The sequence below is a fragment of the Micromonospora orduensis genome, from assembly GCF_006228125.1.
In the GTDB taxonomy this organism is placed as follows: domain Bacteria; phylum Actinomycetota; class Actinomycetes; order Mycobacteriales; family Micromonosporaceae; genus Micromonospora; species Micromonospora orduensis.
In genome coordinates, this window is the sequence record NZ_VDFY01000171.1 from 14,908 (window position 1) to 30,932 (window position 16,025).

The 16,025-nt window shown below is 73.0% G+C and carries 17 protein-coding genes; 11 read left to right on the plus strand and 6 right to left on the minus strand.

Going from position 1 to position 16,025, the window contains the following annotated elements; translation table 11 throughout:
- The first annotated feature begins 4 nt into the window (after positions 1 to 4).
- From FHG89_RS18185 to FHG89_RS18195, 3 genes are all read left to right on the plus strand, one after another.
- The gene (locus FHG89_RS18185; protein WP_139585583.1) at positions 5 to 1,123 is read left to right on the plus strand and encodes a cystathionine gamma-lyase; all 1,119 of its coding nucleotides are present in this window, start codon (positions 5 to 7) and stop codon (positions 1,121 to 1,123) included.
- Entirely contained in the window at positions 1,124 to 1,906 is a 783-nt protein-coding gene (locus FHG89_RS18190) for a putative protein N(5)-glutamine methyltransferase (RefSeq protein WP_139585584.1), read from the plus strand.
- A gap of 159 nt (positions 1,907 to 2,065) precedes the next feature.
- On the plus strand, positions 2,066 to 3,115 hold the full coding sequence (locus FHG89_RS18195; RefSeq protein WP_139585585.1) for an ROK family protein: 1,050 nt from the start codon (positions 2,066 to 2,068) through the stop codon (positions 3,113 to 3,115).
- Positions 3,116 to 3,223: 108 nt separating this feature from the next.
- Here the strand turns inward: FHG89_RS18195 and FHG89_RS18200 are convergent, their stop codons facing one another.
- Positions 3,224 to 3,424, minus strand: coding sequence for a DUF397 domain-containing protein (locus FHG89_RS18200; protein ID WP_139585586.1), 201 nt, complete (start codon positions 3,422 to 3,424; stop codon positions 3,224 to 3,226).
- Between the two features lie 5 nt (positions 3,425 to 3,429).
- Positions 3,430 to 4,275 carry a helix-turn-helix domain-containing protein gene (locus FHG89_RS18205; RefSeq protein WP_139585587.1) on the minus strand — a complete coding sequence of 282 codons (846 nt, stop codon included), beginning with the start codon at positions 4,273 to 4,275 and terminating at the stop codon, positions 3,430 to 3,432.
- Between the two features lie 276 nt (positions 4,276 to 4,551).
- Between FHG89_RS18205 and FHG89_RS18210 the strand changes: the two genes are divergently transcribed.
- Complete coding sequence (locus FHG89_RS18210; RefSeq protein ID WP_139585588.1) at positions 4,552 to 4,770, plus strand: hypothetical protein; 219 nt, start codon at positions 4,552 to 4,554, stop codon at positions 4,768 to 4,770.
- A 195-nt stretch (positions 4,771 to 4,965) separates the two neighbouring features.
- The gene (locus tag FHG89_RS18215; protein WP_139585589.1) at positions 4,966 to 6,066 is read left to right on the plus strand and encodes a D-alanine--D-alanine ligase family protein; all 1,101 of its coding nucleotides are present in this window, start codon (positions 4,966 to 4,968) and stop codon (positions 6,064 to 6,066) included.
- Positions 6,067 to 6,105: 39 nt separating this feature from the next.
- Here FHG89_RS18215 and FHG89_RS18220 read toward each other — a convergent pair whose 3' ends face one another.
- Both FHG89_RS18220 and FHG89_RS18225 read right to left on the minus strand, forming a co-directional pair.
- Positions 6,106 to 6,789, minus strand: coding sequence for a DUF3515 family protein (locus FHG89_RS18220; RefSeq protein ID WP_139585590.1), 684 nt, complete (start codon positions 6,787 to 6,789; stop codon positions 6,106 to 6,108).
- A gap of 9 nt (positions 6,790 to 6,798) precedes the next feature.
- Positions 6,799 to 7,032 carry an Lrp/AsnC ligand binding domain-containing protein gene (locus FHG89_RS18225; RefSeq protein WP_013284547.1) on the minus strand — a complete coding sequence of 78 codons (234 nt, stop codon included), beginning with the start codon at positions 7,030 to 7,032 and terminating at the stop codon, positions 6,799 to 6,801.
- Between the two features lie 153 nt (positions 7,033 to 7,185).
- On the opposite strand from FHG89_RS18225, the gene FHG89_RS18230 reads away from it, so the two are divergent.
- Complete coding sequence (locus tag FHG89_RS18230; RefSeq protein WP_425280189.1) at positions 7,186 to 8,118, plus strand: thiamine-phosphate kinase; 933 nt, start codon at positions 7,186 to 7,188, stop codon at positions 8,116 to 8,118.
- A 29-nt stretch (positions 8,119 to 8,147) separates the two neighbouring features.
- Positions 8,148 to 8,609 (plus strand): GNAT family N-acetyltransferase, encoded by a 462-nt coding sequence (locus tag FHG89_RS18235; protein ID WP_139585592.1) that lies wholly within the window; start codon positions 8,148 to 8,150, stop codon positions 8,607 to 8,609.
- 127 nt (positions 8,610 to 8,736) lie between these two features.
- Here FHG89_RS18235 and rpmB read toward each other — a convergent pair whose 3' ends face one another.
- Positions 8,737 to 8,928: a 50S ribosomal protein L28 gene (gene rpmB / locus FHG89_RS18240; RefSeq protein ID WP_007456456.1), complete on the minus strand. Its 192-nt coding sequence runs from the start codon at positions 8,926 to 8,928 to the stop codon at positions 8,737 to 8,739.
- Between the two features lie 164 nt (positions 8,929 to 9,092).
- On the opposite strand from rpmB, the gene FHG89_RS18245 reads away from it, so the two are divergent.
- Positions 9,093 to 10,706: a DAK2 domain-containing protein gene (locus FHG89_RS18245; protein WP_139585593.1), complete on the plus strand. Its 1,614-nt coding sequence runs from the start codon at positions 9,093 to 9,095 to the stop codon at positions 10,704 to 10,706.
- Positions 10,703 to 12,901, plus strand: coding sequence for an ATP-dependent DNA helicase RecG (gene recG, locus FHG89_RS18250; protein WP_139585594.1), 2,199 nt, complete (start codon positions 10,703 to 10,705; stop codon positions 12,899 to 12,901). Before FHG89_RS18245 ends, recG begins: the two co-directional genes overlap by 4 nt.
- Before the next feature lie 102 nt (positions 12,902 to 13,003).
- On the opposite strand, the gene FHG89_RS18255 is transcribed toward recG, so the two are convergent.
- Positions 13,004 to 14,512, minus strand: coding sequence for a cell wall anchor protein (locus FHG89_RS18255; RefSeq protein WP_139585595.1), 1,509 nt, complete (start codon positions 14,510 to 14,512; stop codon positions 13,004 to 13,006).
- Between the two features lie 305 nt (positions 14,513 to 14,817).
- On the opposite strand from FHG89_RS18255, the gene rsmD reads away from it, so the two are divergent.
- Entirely contained in the window at positions 14,818 to 15,381 is a 564-nt protein-coding gene (gene rsmD / locus FHG89_RS18260) for a 16S rRNA (guanine(966)-N(2))-methyltransferase RsmD (RefSeq protein ID WP_139585596.1), read from the plus strand.
- A complete protein-coding gene (gene coaD, locus FHG89_RS18265; RefSeq protein WP_139585597.1) occupies positions 15,378 to 15,854 on the plus strand; it encodes a pantetheine-phosphate adenylyltransferase in 477 nt (158 codons plus the stop codon). Before rsmD ends, coaD begins: the two co-directional genes overlap by 4 nt.
- The last annotated feature ends 171 nt before the right edge of the window (positions 15,855 to 16,025 follow it).

Sequence of the window (16,025 nt, forward strand, 5' to 3'; positions counted from 1 at the left end):
TCCGATGACTGACCTGGGAGACGGCACCCGCTGCGTACGCGCCGGCCTGCCCGAGCCGGCGCCGGGGGATCCGTTCCTGCCGGGGCCGGTCCTCGCCGCGCCGTACCACCTCGACCCGTGGCAGGGGCCCGCCGCCTCGCCGAACGGCTACGGCCGCCCCGACAACCCGACCCGACGCCTCCTGGAGGCGGCAGTGGGCGAGCTGGAGGGTGGCGAGTGCCGGGTCTTCGCGAGCGGTCAGGCGGCCATCACCGGCATGCTGCTCGCCCTGCTGCGCCCGGGTGACACGGTGCTGCTGCCCAGCGACGGCTACTTCCCGGTCCGGTCGTTCGCCACCGGCGTGCTGGAGACGACAGGCGTCCGGGTGGTCTTCGTACCGACCGTCGGGCCGTACCCGTCACTCGACGGCGTCCGGCTGGTGCTGGTGGAGACCCCCGCCAACCCGGGTCTGGACGTGGTCGACGTGGCGTCCCTGGCCGAGCAGGCGCACGCCGCCGGCGCGCTGCTCGCGGTGGACAACACCACGGCCACCCCGCTCGGGCAGCGTCCACTGGACCTCGGCGCGGACCTGGTGGTCGCCTCCGGCACCAAGGCGCTCACCGGGCACTCCGACCTGCTGCTCGGGTACCTGGCCAGCCGGAACACCGAGCTGGTCGAGGCGGTGACGCTCTGGCGTACCACCACCGGTTCGGTGCCGGGCGCGTTCGACGCCTGGCTGGCGCACCGGTCGCTGGCCACCCTCGACCTGCGGCTGGCCCGGCAGAGCGCGAACGCCGCCGCGGTCGCCGACCTGCTCGCCGCCCGCGCGGACGTGACGGGTCTGCGCTGGCCGGGCCGGCCCGACGACCCCGCGTACGCGGTGGCCTCGGCGCAGATGCGCCGGATGCCCGGGGTGCTCTCGTTCGACCTGGGCGACGCCGACCGGGTGAGCCGGTTCGTCGAGGCCGCCCGGCTGGTGGCGGCGGCCACCTCCTTCGGCGGCCTGCACACGACCGCGGACCGGCGGGCGCAGTGGGGTGACGACACCGCGCCCGGCTTCGTCCGGCTCTCCTGCGGTGTGGAGGACACCCCGGACCTGGTGGCCGACATCGCCGCCGCGCTGGACGCGGCCGGAGAGGCCTGAGTGGAGTCCGTCTCCGCCGACCGGTCCGCCCTCGTGGACCGGCTGCGCGCCGCCGGCTGCGTCTACGCCGAGGACGAGGCGGACCTGCTGCTGGCCGCCGCCGACGATCCGGCGACGGTGGCCGACCTGACCGAGCGTCGGGTGGCCGGCGAACCGCTGGAGTACCTGCTCGGCTGGGCGGAGTTCTGCGGCCGGCGGATCGCCGTGGACCCGGGTGTCTTCGTGCCGCGCGGCCGGACCGCTCTGCTGGTCGAGGCGGCGGCGGCGTTGACCGGCCCGGCGCCGGCCGTGGTCGACCTGTGCTGCGGGTCCGGGGCCACCACTGTCGCGCTGGCGCACCGGCTCGCGCCGCGCTGGCTGGCCGCCGCCGACATCGACCCGGCGGCCGTGGCGTGCGCCCGCCGCAACCTCGCCGGGTTGTCGGCCGAGGTGTTCGAGGGTGACCTGTTCGCGCCGCTGCCGCCGCGCTGGCGGGGGCGACTCGACCTGGTGGTCGCCAACGCCCCGTACGTCCCGACCGACGCGGTGGCGCTGATGCCGCCGGAGGCGCGGCTGCACGAGGCGCCGGTGGCGCTCGACGGCGGCCCGGACGGGCTCTCCGTGCTGCGCCGGGTGGGCGCCGAGGCGGTCGACTGGTTGACCCCCGGTGGACACCTGGTGGTCGAGGTCGGTGTCACCCAGGTGGACGCGCTCCGGGAGGCGTTCGCCGCCGTCGGCCTGCTGACAAGCGTCCGCCACGACGAAGACCTGGACGCCACGGCCCTGACCGCCCGCCGCCCCTGACCCCCCCACCCGCGATCGTGCGGTTTCGGTTGTCGACATGGGTGCGATACGCCTTGTGCCGCGACAGTAGGTGCAAGATCGCGGAGATGGTGGGCGTGGCGGGGGAGAGGGCTTGGCACTAGCCTCGGCTCACACTCATGACGGCGGGAGGCGGTTTCGGTGGGCAGCGCAGGGGTGCCGGTGGTCGTCGGGCTGGACAACGGCGGCACCAGCAACAACGCCACAGTGCTGACGGTGGACGGCCGGTTCCTGGTGGACGGCCTGCTGGAGATCCCCAGCGAGGTGCGCGCCGGGCCGGACGCGGCGATCGAGGCGTTGGCCCGGGCACTGGACGGCGCGTTGGCGCACACCGGGGTGCCGCGCGAGCTGGTCCGGGCGGTCGGGCTGGACACGCCCGGCCCGGCCAGCGCCGCCGGTGTCATCTCCTCGCGGGGCTCGACCAACTTCTCCCAGCCGGCCTGGCGCGGCTTCGACGTGCGGGGCGCGCTGGAGCGGCGGCTCGGCCTGCCGGTGATCTACCACAACGACGGCAACGCGGCGGCGCTCTATGCCCACCACGTGTTCTTCGGCGCCGAGGCGATGAACCGCTCGTCGGTGGCGGCGATCGTCGGCACCGGCCTGGGTGGCGGGGTGGTCGAGAGCGGCCGGGTGATCGCCGGCGCGGCCGGGATGGCCGGGGAGCTGGGTCACGTGCACATCCCGCTGAACGGGCTGCTCGGTCCGGGGCAGCCGGAGCCCACCTGCGCCTGCGGCTTCACCGGCGACGTGGAGAGCGTCGCCTCGCTGACCGGCATCGAGCGCAACCTGCTGCCGTACTGGCTGACCCGCCACCCTGACCACCCGCTCGCCGCCGAACCGGTGGCTCGGGCGGCGAAGCTGGTCCGTGGCTACGGCGAGCGGGGCGACGCGCTGGCCCGGGACCTGTTCGCCCAGCAGGCGATGGCGTTGGGCCGGTTGTTCACAGTGGCGGCCAACTTCACCGACCCGCACGCGTACTTCGTGGGCGGCGGGGTGGTGGAGGCGGCGCCGGAGTTTCGCGACTGGTTCCTGGCGACGGTCCGCGACCACACGGTGCTCCGGGAGGAGCAGGCGGCCGTGGCGACCTTCGCCCTGGTGCCCGAGCGGGACATGGCCGGCGCCCGGGGCGTGGCGATCGCTGCCCTGGAGGCGCTGCGTACCGTGCCGGAGTCCCGCCCGCTGGTGGCCTGAACCCGGCCCGCCGTGCGCCCCGGCGGATCGGCGAGCGACCCGCCGGGGCCTGTCCGGCCGCGCCGGTGAGCGACCTGCCGGGACCTGGCCGGCCGCGTCGACGGCCGGTCAGCTACGGGGTGGGGCCTGGGTGAAGGCGGCCCAGGCGGCCGGCGGGAACAGCAGGGCCGGACCGGCGGGGTCCTTCGAGTCGCGGACGGCCACCAGCCGCGGGATCGCGGCCACCTCCACGCAGGCGCCCTCATCGCCGCTGCGGCTGCTCTTGCGCCACGCCGCCACGGCCAACGCCGCTGTGATCGTCGGTGTCATCGGTCCTACCGTCCCTTCAGGACTGACAGGAGCATCGCCCGGCTGTCCGCCGGGCTGAGCGCCACGCTGCGCAGATGCTCCATGATCTTGGTGCAGGTACGCGTCTCGCCGGCCCGGTCGAGGATCATCTGCCCGGCGACGGTCTCCACCGAGGCGATGATCGGGTCCTCCGGGTCGGCGAACTCCAGGATGTGCAGCGAACCCCGGGTGCCGCGGTGGTAGCCGGCGGAGAGCGGGATCACCTGGACGGTGATGTTGGGCAGCTCGGCCATCTTGACGAGGTGGCGGAGCTGACCGTCCATCACCGACTGGTCGCCGACCGGCCGGAGCAGCGCGCCCTCGTCGATGACCGCGTCGAGGATCGGCGGGTCGTCGCCGGTGAGCCGCTGCTGACGGTCGAGGCGGACCTTGACCCGTTGCTCGACGAGGTCGTCGCCGAGGGTGTGGGGACCACCGCGCATCACGCCGCGGATGTAGTCGGCGGTCTGCAGCAGGCCGGGCACCACCGAGGGCTCGAAGTTGGCGATGGCCGTCGCCTCGGCCTCCAGCGCGATGAAGTCGATGGTGCGGGGGTCCAGCAGGTACGAGTACGACACCCACCAGCCCGGTTTGCGGGCGTCCTTGGCGAGCTGTACCGCCGAGGCCACCTCCTCGGCGCTCACCCCGTACGAGGTCAGCAGGGCGCGCACGGTGGCCGGAGTGATCAGTGTCTGGGCGTTCTCGTACCGGGAGAGGGTGCTGCGGGTGCTGTTGATCTCGTCAGCTGCGGTCTCCAGCGTCAGACCGGCGGCTTCCCGGTGGTGGCGCAGGGCGATGCCGAGTCGGCGGGCGCGGGCGGTCTTCGGGGCCATGCATCGATGGTCGCACACATTTGTGGGAACGTCTGCATGAGAGAACGTCGATGAGAGTTGCATTCACGGCTGTCCACGTGTCAATCTGTCATCGCGTCCTCACCGCCGGTTGTCGTGGCGACGGTGGTGGTGAGCGACCGGAGGGGATGGGGCGCGCGGCGATCGGGTTTCTCCCCCGTGCCCGATCGCCGCGTGCCGCAGCCATCCCGCCCCGCCGGAAGGAGACGACGTGCGTGACGGTCCGCAGCTCCCCGCCGTGCAACTGGGCGGCCGGCGATGACCCGCTTCCTGGTGGTGCTCACCGACGTGCGTCCCGTCGAGGGCCTCGAGCGCAACGAGCGGACCGCCCCCGAACGGCGCCGGCAGGTGGTCGGCGCCAACAGCCGGGAGGCCGCCGACCGGATCGCCGGGGCCTTCATGGCGCTGGGCATGGTCCGGGCCGGCCGGCAGCGGGTCAAGGTGATCGCGGTCGGCCGCCGGCACGCCCGGGACTGAGCGGACCCGCTCCGCCGGTCGATGTGGCAACCTTCCTCCCGTCACGCACCGTATAACCTCTGCTGACCGATTGCCGCCTACCGCTGTGGCTCCCCGGGTATCGCCTCGCCCTACCGCCACGCACAGTAAGGTCAACCGGGTGAACGCCACCGGCGAGCACGACCAGCCGCAGTCGCGTACGAAGAGGTGACCGGAGTGACCACCCCAGGCAAGACCCGCGTGGCGATCGTCTTCGGCGGCCGCAGCCCGGAGCACGGCATCTCCTGCGTCAGTGCCGGCAGTGTGTTGGGCGCCCTGGACCCCGACGAGTTCGAGGTGGTGCCGGTCGGCATCACCCGGGCCGGGCAGTGGGTGCTGACCAGCGGCGATCCCGCCCAGCTCGCGATCAACGCCCGCCAGCTGCCGGAGATCACCGCCGACTCCGGCGACGACATCGTGCTGCGCGCCGACCCCACCGGCAACGGGCTGATGGTGCTCGACCCGACCGAGGGTCCCCGGGTGCTCGCCGACGTGGACGTGGTCTTCCCGGTGCTGCACGGCGCGTACGGCGAGGACGGCACGATCCAGGGAATGCTGGAGATGGCCGGCATCCCCTACGTGGGCGCGAACGTGTTCGCCTCCGCAGCCGCCATGGACAAGGAGTTCACCAAGAAGCTCTGCGCGGTCGAGGGCATCCCGGTCGGCGCGTACGCGGTGCTGCGCAACGGGATGACGCTCAGCGAACAGGACAAGGACCGGCTCGGCCTGCCGGTCTTCGTGAAGCCGTCGCGGGCCGGCTCGTCGTTCGGCATCACCCGGGTCACCGACTGGGCGCAGCTCGACGCGGCGGTCGCCACCGCGCGGCAGATCGACCCGAAGGTCATCATCGAGGCGGCCATCGTCGGCCGCGAGGTCGAGTGCGGTGTGCTGGAGGGCGAGGCCGGCGGCGCGCCCGAGGCGTCCGTCCTGGCCGAGGTGCGGGTCGTCGCCGACCACGACTTCTACGACTTCGAGGCGAAGTACCTCGACGACTCCTGCGAGTACGACATCCCGGCCGGGCTGCCGGAGCGGGTGACCCGCCAGGTGCAGGAGTACGCGGTCCGCGCGTTCACCGCGCTGGACTGCGCCGGTCTGGCCCGGGCCGACTTCTTCGTCACCCCCGAGCTGGACGTCTACCTCAACGAGATCAACACGATGCCCGGGTTCACTCCGACGTCGATGTTCCCGCGGATGTGGGCGGCCTCCGGCCTGGAGTACCCGAAGCTGGTCAACCGCCTCATCCGCACCGCGCAGCGGCGCGGCGTCGGCCTGCACTGAGACCGCCGGCCCGCCCGCGCCGAGCCGGCGCGGGTCGGCTCAGCCCCGGCAGCCGGCGGGGACGGCGCCACCCGAGGGCACCGTCGCGACGATGGTGTTGGAGATCGGCGCCGCCCACTGCAACGGCTGCTGGTACGAGCGCGGGACGCGCAGGGTGACAGGTGTCTCCCGGTCGACAGTGGTGAGCACCGTCGCGTCGGCCTGTTCGACCGGGTGCCAGCAGACCGAGTTCACCCGCCAGACCTCGTCGGTGGCCGGAACGGTAGGCGCGGGGCCGCCGCAGGCCACGGTGAGGGCCGGATCGCCGTACGCCGCGTTCTGCTCCGGGCCCGCGGTGACCGGACGCTGGGCCAGGTCGCGGATGGTCTGCGGCAGCTGGGAGACCAGCGCGCGGCAGACCGTGGCCGGGCGGTCGGCAAGCGCCGGGGCTGCCATCTCCACGGGCGCGGTGGACTGCGCCCGCGGGCTGGTCGCCGAGGGGCTCGGCGCGGCGGCCGGAGTGTCCGGCGAGAGCTTCGAGAAGGCCAGCACGGCGACCAGGAGGGTGACCGGCAGCGCGATCAACGTGGCCAGCAGCGCGGCTCCACGGATCGTCCGGTCCCGGCCGCTCGGCGCGTCGGCGCCCGGCTCACCGGACTCGCGGATACCGTCAGCCGGCTCGGACGTCCCGCCGGTCGTGCCGCGCGTCTCGTCGTCGTCCAGAGCAGCGGAGGAGGTCGTCATCTCGTCCACTTACAACCGCACCACCGAACACGTGAGGGTGCGGGTGATGCCGGGCACCATCTGCACCTTGCTGACGATGAGTTTGCCGAGCTCGTCGACGGTGTTGGCCTCGGTGAGGACGACCACGTCGTACGGCCCGGTGACGGCGTCGACGCGTACCACGCCGGCAAGGTCCGCGATGAGACCGGCCACGTCACGTGCCCGGCCGACCTCGGTCTGGATGAGGATGTACGCCTGTACCACGACTCGACCTCCGTCCGTCGCCGCCGCGGGGCGGCCCGAAGGGTGAAACTACCTTACGGAGCAGGTCCGATCCCTATCGGTGGTCAAGGAGCAGCGGTGAGCGAGCGCGGCGGTGCCGGGCAGAACGGACGGAACGTCGGCGGTGGCGCCAGCGTGGCCGGTATCGGCGAGTTCGGGTTGATCGGGCGGATCACCGCCCGGCTGCCGGTCGGGCCGACGACCCTGCTCGGCCCGGGGGACGACGCGGCGGTGGTGGCCGCGCCGGACGCCCGGGTGGTGGCCTCCACTGATGTGCTTGTCGACGGGCGGCACTTCCGGCGCGACTGGTCCTCGGGACGTGACGTCGGACACCGGGCGGCGGCGGCGAACCTGGCCGACATCGCGGCGATGGGCGCCACCCCGACCGCCCTGCTTGTCGCTCTCTGCATGCCGGCGGACCTGCCCACGGGCTGGGCGGAGGAGTTGGCCGACGGGCTGGCGGCGGAGGCGGGCACGGTCGGCGCGAGCGTCGTCGGCGGGGACATGTCGGCCAGCCCCACACTGACCGTCGCGGTGACCGCGCTCGGCGACCTCGACGGCCGCCCGCCGGTGGTGCGCTCGGGCGCCCGCCCGGGGGACGTGCTCGCCCTGGCCGGACGCACCGGGTACGCGGCCGCCGGCCTGACCGTGCTCACCCGTGGTTTCCGTACGCCCCGGCTGCTGGTCGAGGCGTACCGGCGGCCACTGGTGCCGTACCAGGCCGGGCCGCAGGCCGCCCGGCTGGGCGCGACGTCGATGATCGACGTGTCGGACGGACTGCTCGCCGACCTGGGGCACGTGTCGGCGGCCAGCCGGGTGGCGATCGACGTGCGCCGGGAGGCGTTCGAGGTGCCCCGGCAGATGGCCGACGCGGCGCAGGCACTCGGCGTCGACCCGTACACCTGGATCCTGGCCGGTGGCGACGATCACGCGCTGGCCGCGACCTTCCCCCCGGCGGTGGCGTTGCCGCCGGAGTGGCGGGCGATCGGTGTGGTGACCGACGGTGCCGGCGTGACTGTCGACGGGGTGCCCTACGACGGTCCGACCGGCTGGGACCACTTCCGGTGAGGCCCGGTGGCCGCCGTACCCTGGACACCGTGAGTGAGATCGAGATCCGGCTGGTGCGGTTCGACGCGCCGGTGGCGCAGCAGTTGATCCGCGACGCGCTGGCTGAGCTCGGTGCCCGCTACGGCGGCACCGGCGACGACACCCCGGTGGCCGCCACCGAGTTCGAGCCGCCGGACGGTGCGTTCCTCGTCGCCTACCTGGCCGGTGAGCCGGTCGGCTGCGGGGGCTGGCGCAGCCACGGCGCGGACACGGCGGAGCTGAAGCGGATGTACACCGCCCCGGCGGCCCGGGGACGGGGTGTGGCCCGCACTGTCCTCGCGGCGGTCGAGCGTTCGGCGCGTGAGCAGGGACGCAAGCGGATCGTCCTGGAGTGCGGCGACAAGCAGCCCGAGGCGATCGCCATGTACACGGCCGCCGGCTACGAGCGCATCCCGAACTTCGGCTTCTACAAGGACGAGGAGGGCTGCGTCTCCTTCGGCCGTACCCTCTGACCTGCCCGGGGAACCGGACGGCCGGGCGCGGACCGGACGGTGCGGCGCCCCTCGGCGCGAACGACAAAGGCCGGCGGACCGCAGTGGTCCGCCGGCTGAGCCGTCTGGAAGAGGGTGGTGCCGCGCGTCAGGCGCGGGTGACCTTGCCAGCCTTGATGCACGAGGTGCAGACCTGCAACTTCTTGGTGTTGCCGCCACCGGCCGGGGTACGCACCGACTGGATGTTCGGGTTCCAGCGGCGGTTGGTCCGCCGGTGCGAGTGGGACACGTTGTGGCCGAAGCCCGGTCCCTTGCCACAGACGTCGCACACGCTAGCCACGGGATACTCCTGGGATTGATACGTTCACGGGGTCGCCGGCAGGTGCTGCCCGGGCAACCTGGTCAGGTTACCCGATGACCCGCCGACCCGGCCAACCGCCCCGGTCCAGTGGACACGCCGGACGAGTCCGACGGGTGTCAGTTCGCGCCAGTAGGCTTCTGGCCGTGCTGGACACCCTCGACGCCGCAGCGGTCCGCCGCTGGTGTGTGGGTGGGTTGGCCGCGCTGAAACGCCACCAGAGCGAGATCGACCAGCTCAACGTCTATCCGGTGCCCGACGGCGACACCGGCACCAACCTGGTGCTCACCCTCACGTCGGCCCAGCAGGCTCTCGCGATGGACCTGGACACGCTGCCCGACAGCGGGTCGACCGCGCACGGGCACGCGTCGCGGCTGATGGCCCAGGGCGCGCTGCTCGGGGCGCGGGGCAACTCCGGGGTGATCCTGTCGCAGATCCTGCGCGGCTTCGCCGACGCCGTCGCCGCCGTGCCGGTGGTGCGCGGCCGGGAGCTGGCCGCCGCGCTGCGGTCCGCGACCACCGCCGCGTACACGGCGGTCGGCCGCCCGGTGGAGGGCACCCTGCTCACCGTGGTCGCCGCCGCCGCCGAGGCGGCCGAGCGCACGGACACCGACGACCTGTGCCGGGTGGCCCGCGCCGCTGCGCGGGCGGCGGCCGAGGCCTTGTCCCGGACGCCGCAGCAGCTGCCGGCCCTGGCCCGCGCGGGCGTGGTCGACGCCGGCGGCAAAGGACTCTGCGTGCTGCTCGACGCCCTGGTCGAGGTGCTCACCGGGGAGAGCGCGGCCCCGGTGGCGCCGACCCCACGCACCGCCCGGCCGGCGGCCACCGTCCCCCGTGAGACCGGTTCCGAGGAGTACGCCTACGAGGTCCAGTTCCTGCTCGACGCCACGGCCGGGGCGGTCGACGAGATGCGCCGGACGCTTGACGCGTTGGGCGACTCCCTGGTCGTCGTCGGTGACGGGCGTGAGCCGGAGGGCACCTGGAACGTGCACGTGCACGTCAACGACGTGGGCGCGGCTGTCGAGGCGGGTGTCGCCGCCGGCCGCCCGTACCGGATCTCGGTGACCCGCTTCGCCGACCAGCCGGAGCCGTCGCCCGGCCCGGCGGCGGACGGCCGGGCGGCCGTGGTGGTCGCCACAGGCATCGGGATCGCCGAGCTGTTCGCCGCGGAGGGCGCCACGGTGGTGCCGGGCAACCCGTCCACGGGCGAGCTGCTGGACGCGGTCCGCAGCACCAACGCCGCCCGGGTGGTGGTGCTGCCCAACGACGCCAACACGGAGGCCGTGGCGAGTGCGGCGGCCCGCGAGGCACACCGCTACGGCATCAAGGTGAGCGTGGTGCCCACCCGCTCACCGGTGCAGGCCCTGGCCGCCCTGGCGGTCCGCGACGGCGCCCGCCGCTTCGAGGACGACGTGATCGCGATGGCCGAGGCCGCCGGCGCGTGCCGCTACGCCGAGGTCTGCCACGCCAGCCGGGAGGCGCTTACCGTCGCCGGCCCGTGCCAGCCCGGCGACGTGCTGGCGCTGGTCGAGGGGGAGGTGCACCTCATCGGCGCCGACCTCACCGACATCTGCGCCGCCGTCGTCGACCGGATGCTCGGCGGCGGCGGTGAGCTGGTCACCCTCCTGGCCGGGGTGGACGCCCCGGCCGGGCTCACCGACGCCGTCCGCGCGCACGTCGCGCGGCGCTGGCCGTTCGTCGAGGTGCAGGCGTACCCGGGCGGCCAACCGTTCTATCCACTGCTGGTGGGGGTCGAATGAGCGAGCCGGCCACCGTGGACACGCCGCTGAAGAAGCTCGTCGGGGACAAGACGGCCAAGGCGTTGGCCTCCTACCTCGACCTGCACACCGCGGGTGACCTGGTCTACCACTTCCCGCGCCGGTACGACGAGCGCGGCGAGCACACCGACATCCGCTCCCTGGACGTGGGCGAGCAGGTCACCGTGCTGGCCCAGGTGCAGCGCACCGCCGTACGACCGATGCGTCAGCGCCGGGGCAACCTGCTGGAGGTGACCGTCGGCGACGGCTCCGGGGGTCTGCTCACGCTTACGTTCTTCGGCAACCAGGCCTGGCGCGAACGCGAGCTGCGTCCGGGCCGGTGGGGTCTGTTCGCCGGCAAGGTCACCGAGTTCCGGGGCAAACGCCAGCTCAACGGCCCGGAGTACGTCCTGCTCGGCGAGGGCGGTGAGGGCGAGGCGGCGGTCAACGACGAGATCGAGGAGTTCGCGGGCGCGCTGATCCCCGTGTATCCGGCCGCCGCGGCCGTTCCGACCTGGGTGATCGCCCGCTGCGTACGGGTCGTCCTGGACACGTTCACCCCGCCGGAGGATCCGCTGCCGGCCGACGTACGGGCCAGCCGCAACCTCGTCGACCTGGGCGCGGCGCTGCGGGAGATCCACCGACCGTCCACCAAGGAGGCGCTCTACCGGGCGCGGCGGCGGCTCAAGTGGGACGAGGCGTTCGCCGTCCAGTTGACCCTGGTGCAGCGCAAGCACCGGGCCGCCGACTGGCCGGCCCGGCCCCGCCCGCCGCGCCCCGGCGGGCTGCTGGACGCGTTCGACGCCCGACTGCCGTACGAGCTGACCGCCGGGCAGCGCGACGTGGGCGCGGAGATCGCCGAGGACCTGGCCGCCCCGCACCCGATGCACCGCCTGTTGCAGGGTGAGGTGGGCTCGGGCAAGACGGTGGTGGCGCTGCGGGCCATGCTCCAGGTGGTCGACGCGGGCGGGCAGGCGGCGCTGCTGGCCCCCACCGAGGTGCTGGCCGCGCAGCACCACCGGGGGATGCTCGACCTGCTCGGGCCGCTCGGGCGTGCCGGTGAGCTGGATTCCGCCGAGCACGCCACGAGGGTCGAGCTGGTCACCGGGTCGCTGGGCGCGGCGGCCCGCCGCCGGGCGCTGGGCGAGGTGGCCAGCGGAGCCGCCGGCATCGTGCTCGGCACCCACGCCCTGCTGTACGAGGGCGTCGACTTCGCCGACCTCGGTCTCGTGGTGGTCGACGAGCAGCACCGCTTCGGGGTGGAGCAACGCGACGCGCTGCGGGCCAAGGCGGACCAGCCGCCGCACACGCTGGTGATGACGGCCACCCCGATCCCGCGCACGGTGGCGATGACCGTCTACGGCGACCTGGAGGTCTCCACCCTCTCCCAACTGCCCCGGGGCCGTTCGCCGATCGCCTCGCACGTGGTGCCGGCCGCCGAGAAGCCGGCCTTTCTGGACCGGGCGTGGCGCCGGCTGCGCGAGGAGGTCGCCGCCGGCCACCAGGCGTACGTGGTGTGCCCGCGGATCGGTGACGGTCCGGCGTCGGAGGACGAGCCGCCACCCGAGGACGACAACGGCCGCCGGCCGCCCCTCGCCGTGACCGAGGTGGCCCCCCTGCTGGCCGAGGGGCCGCTGCACGGGCTGCGGATCGGGGTGCTGCACGGGCGCCTCCCGGCCGACGAGAAGGACGCCGTGATGCGGTCCTTCGCCGCCGGCGACCTGGACGTGCTGGTGGCGACCACCGTGATCGAGGTCGGCGTCGACGTGCCAAACGCCACCGTGATGATCGTGCTGGACGCCGACCGGTTCGGCGTCTCCCAACTGCACCAGCTGCGGGGCCGCGTCGGCCGGGGGTCCGCCGCCGGGCTCTGCCTGCTGGTCAGCGAGGCCGCCGAGGGGTCGTCGGCGCGGGAACGGCTGGACGCGGTGGCGTCCACCGGCGACGGTTTCAAGCTCGCCGAACTGGACCTGGAGCAACGCCGCGAGGGCGACGTGCTGGGCGCCACCCAGTCCGGGCACCGTTCGCATCTGCGGCTGCTGTCCCTCAGGCGCGACGCGGACCTGATCCGCGACGCCCGCGCCGAGGCGATCACCCTCATCGAGGACGACCCGGAGCTGACCCGCAACCCGGCGCTCGCCGCGTCGGTCGCGGCCCTGGTCGACGAGGACCGCGCGGAGTACCTGGAAAAGGGCTGACGCCAGCCCGAGCAGGAGTCACCCGAACCGCCTCAGCGGAGACGCACCGAGGGCGCGCCGACCAGATGGTCGACGCGCCCTCGGGTTTCAGCGGAGGTCAGGTCAGGCGGTGAAGGTCACCCGACGCCGACGGGCGATGACGAAGAGCACCGCGCCCGCGATCAGCAGGGCGATCGCGCCGGCGGCGATGCCGCCCGCCGCCGCACCGGTGACCGGGAGGCCCGGCTCCTCGCCGCCAGCGCCGCCGCCGCCGCAGTTGCCCTCCGGCGTGTAGACCGCTTCCATCTCCAGGTCGAGGTCAGGCAGCGCGACGACCGCCGTCTCGGACTTGCCGGCCTTGAAGGTCACCGTCTCCGACGCGCCGGCCGCGACCGTACGGGTCTCGGTCTTGTCGCCGTACGTGAAGGTCGCCTTGACCGGGAGACCACCCTCGGGGTTGGTCACGGTGAGGGCGAACTCCTTGCAGTCGGCCTTGGTGGTGACGGCCGGCAGCGGGCAGTCCTCGGGGCGCTCCCACGAGTAGGTGCCGTTCTCGATGACCTTGCCGTCGACCAGGACCTCGATCTTGCCGGCGTCGGCGGCGGGCACCACGATGCTGGTGTCGGCCTTGCCCGGCGCGACGGAGACCTTCTTGGTGAAGCCGTTCTCGCCCTTGACCTCGAACTCGACCGCGTACTTGCTGATCTTGCCGTCGTTGCTCAGCGACACGGCGACCGAACCGTCGCAGTTGGACGCGAAGGTCGAGGCCGGGGTGGTGCAGCTCTTGCTGCCGCCGTTGTACCAGCCCTGCGGGCCCTTGGACCGGTTGCCCGGGGCGCCCGGCGAGCCGAGCTTCTTGTTGTCGTAGCGCTTGCCGCCGTCGACGATCTCGTCGATGACCTGGTCCTCGCCGCCCCAGATCAGGTCGACCTGGGTGTGGCAGTCCGGGATCTCGACGTTCAGCGTGATCTCGGTCTGGGTGGCGCTGACGAAGTCGCTGTCCGGCGTGCCGTAGACGTACTGCGGGGTGGCGAACTGCGGCCGGGGTGCGAAGTACGACACCAGCGTGAACCACTGCTTGCCCTCGCCGCACAGCGGCAGGTCACCGTCGAGCTTGACGGTCGCGGTGCCCTTCGGGCCGTCGAAGGTGTGGCTGTACTTGGCCTTGTCGACCTCGACGCACTTCGGGGACGGCGCGCAGGACTTGTCGGCGGCGAGGTTGATGCTGCCGTCGTTTGTGGCTTCCTTCCCGTTCTTCTTCCACTTGCCGAACACCGTGAGCTTGGCGGTGGCGGTGTCGCCCGGCACCCGCTGGACGGCCAGCACGGTGCCGCCCTTGGGGATGACGAAGCCCTGAAGCTGGACAGACTTGGCGCCCTCGACGGGAACGGTGACGTCGGTCGACGGCTCCGCCGTGACCCTCTGAAGCGTCACGGCCTTGTCGCGCTCGCTGTTCACCACCTTCCACGTGATCACGCGCTCGCCGGTGAGCCGGTCACAGTCGGCGCTCGCGGTGATCGTGGTGTGGTGTGCGCTGGCTGGGGTGGCCACCGCGACGACCCCGGTGAGGCCGATGAGGGCGGCTCCCAGGATGGCCAGCGGTCGCCGGAGCGACAGCTTGGGACGGATCACGGGTACTCCTGGAGTGCTGAAGCGTCAGGGGTGTGGCACGGGAGTGACAGTGGACGGTCACTGCACGTCCGTTCGGAGAGGCACCCTCCCGAGCCGTGGGCCGGTGGGTTGCCGCCGACACCCGGCAGACCCTAGCGAGATCGTCGAGCGTGATACAGCGCTCAGGATTTGCTAAGACGAATGTTATTAACTTGAGATCATTGATATACGAGAAGTGATCACGTCGTCCTCGTGGCGGTACCGACCGTGTCGAACGCCCGCTCCACGGGGTCGCGTAGCGTCGAGGTCATGAGCAGGAGGAGACGGTGACCCGGATCGTGGCCGGGACGCTCGGCGGCCGGCGGATCGCCGCGCCACCCGGCGCCGGCACCCGACCCACCTCCGACCGGGTCCGGGAGGCGCTCTTCAGTGCCGTCGAGTCCGAGGTCGACCTCGACGGCGCGCGCTTCGCCGACCTGTACGCGGGCTCGGGCGCGGTCGGTCTGGAGGCGCTGTCCCGGGGCGCCGGGCACGTGTTGCTGGTGGAGTCCGACCCGCGCGCGGCCCGGGTGATCCGGGAGAACGTGACGACCCTGCGGGCCGGCTCGGCCGTACGGCTGGTCACCGGCAAGGTGGCGACGGTGCTGGCCGCCGGCCCGGACGGCGGCCCGTACGACGTGGTCTTCGCCGACCCGCCCTACGCCGTGCCGGACGCGGAGATCACCGCGCTGCTGACCACGCTGGTCGAGGAGGGCTGGCTGGTGCCCGACGCGCTGGTGGTGGTGGAGCGGTCCCGGCGGACCAGGGAGTTCGACTGGGTGGAGGGGATCACCCCGGAGCGCAGTCGCCGTTACGGCGAGACCACTCTTTGGTACGGTCGCCGATCATGAGACGTGCGGTGTGTCCCGGCTCCTTCGACCCGGTCACCAACGGACACCTCGACATCATCGGTCGGGCCAGCCGGCTGTTCGACGAGGTGATCGTCGGCGTGCTGATGAACCAGTCGAAGAGCGGCCTGTTCACCGTCGAGGAGCGGATCGACATGCTCCGTGAGGTGACCGCCTCGTACGGCAACGTGCGGGTCGAGTCGTTCCGCGGGCTGCTTGTCGACTTCTGTCGGGCGCAGCAGGCGAGCGTGCTGATCAAGGGTCTGCGGGCGGTCAGCGACTTCGACTACGAGTTGCAGATGGCCCAGATGAACATCGGGCTGGCCGGGGTCGAAACGCTCTTCATGCCGACCAACCCGCTCTACTCGTTCCTCTCCTCCAGCCTCGTCAAGGACGTGGCCAAGTGGGGTGGCGACATCTCCGCGCACGTCCCCGACCTCGTCCGCGAAGCCCTCCAGGCCCGGCTGCGCCCCTAGTTTCCCACCCCCGCACCTCCGCGATCGTGCGTATTCGGTCGTCGAACCGTCCCTTTCGGGGCGGTCCGGCACGACAGACGTCGCAAGATCGGCGCGGAGGGGTGCGGGAGGGCGGCGCGGAGTGACGGTGCCGCGACGCGCCGGGTTGGGGTGGATGGGGCAGGTGTGGGG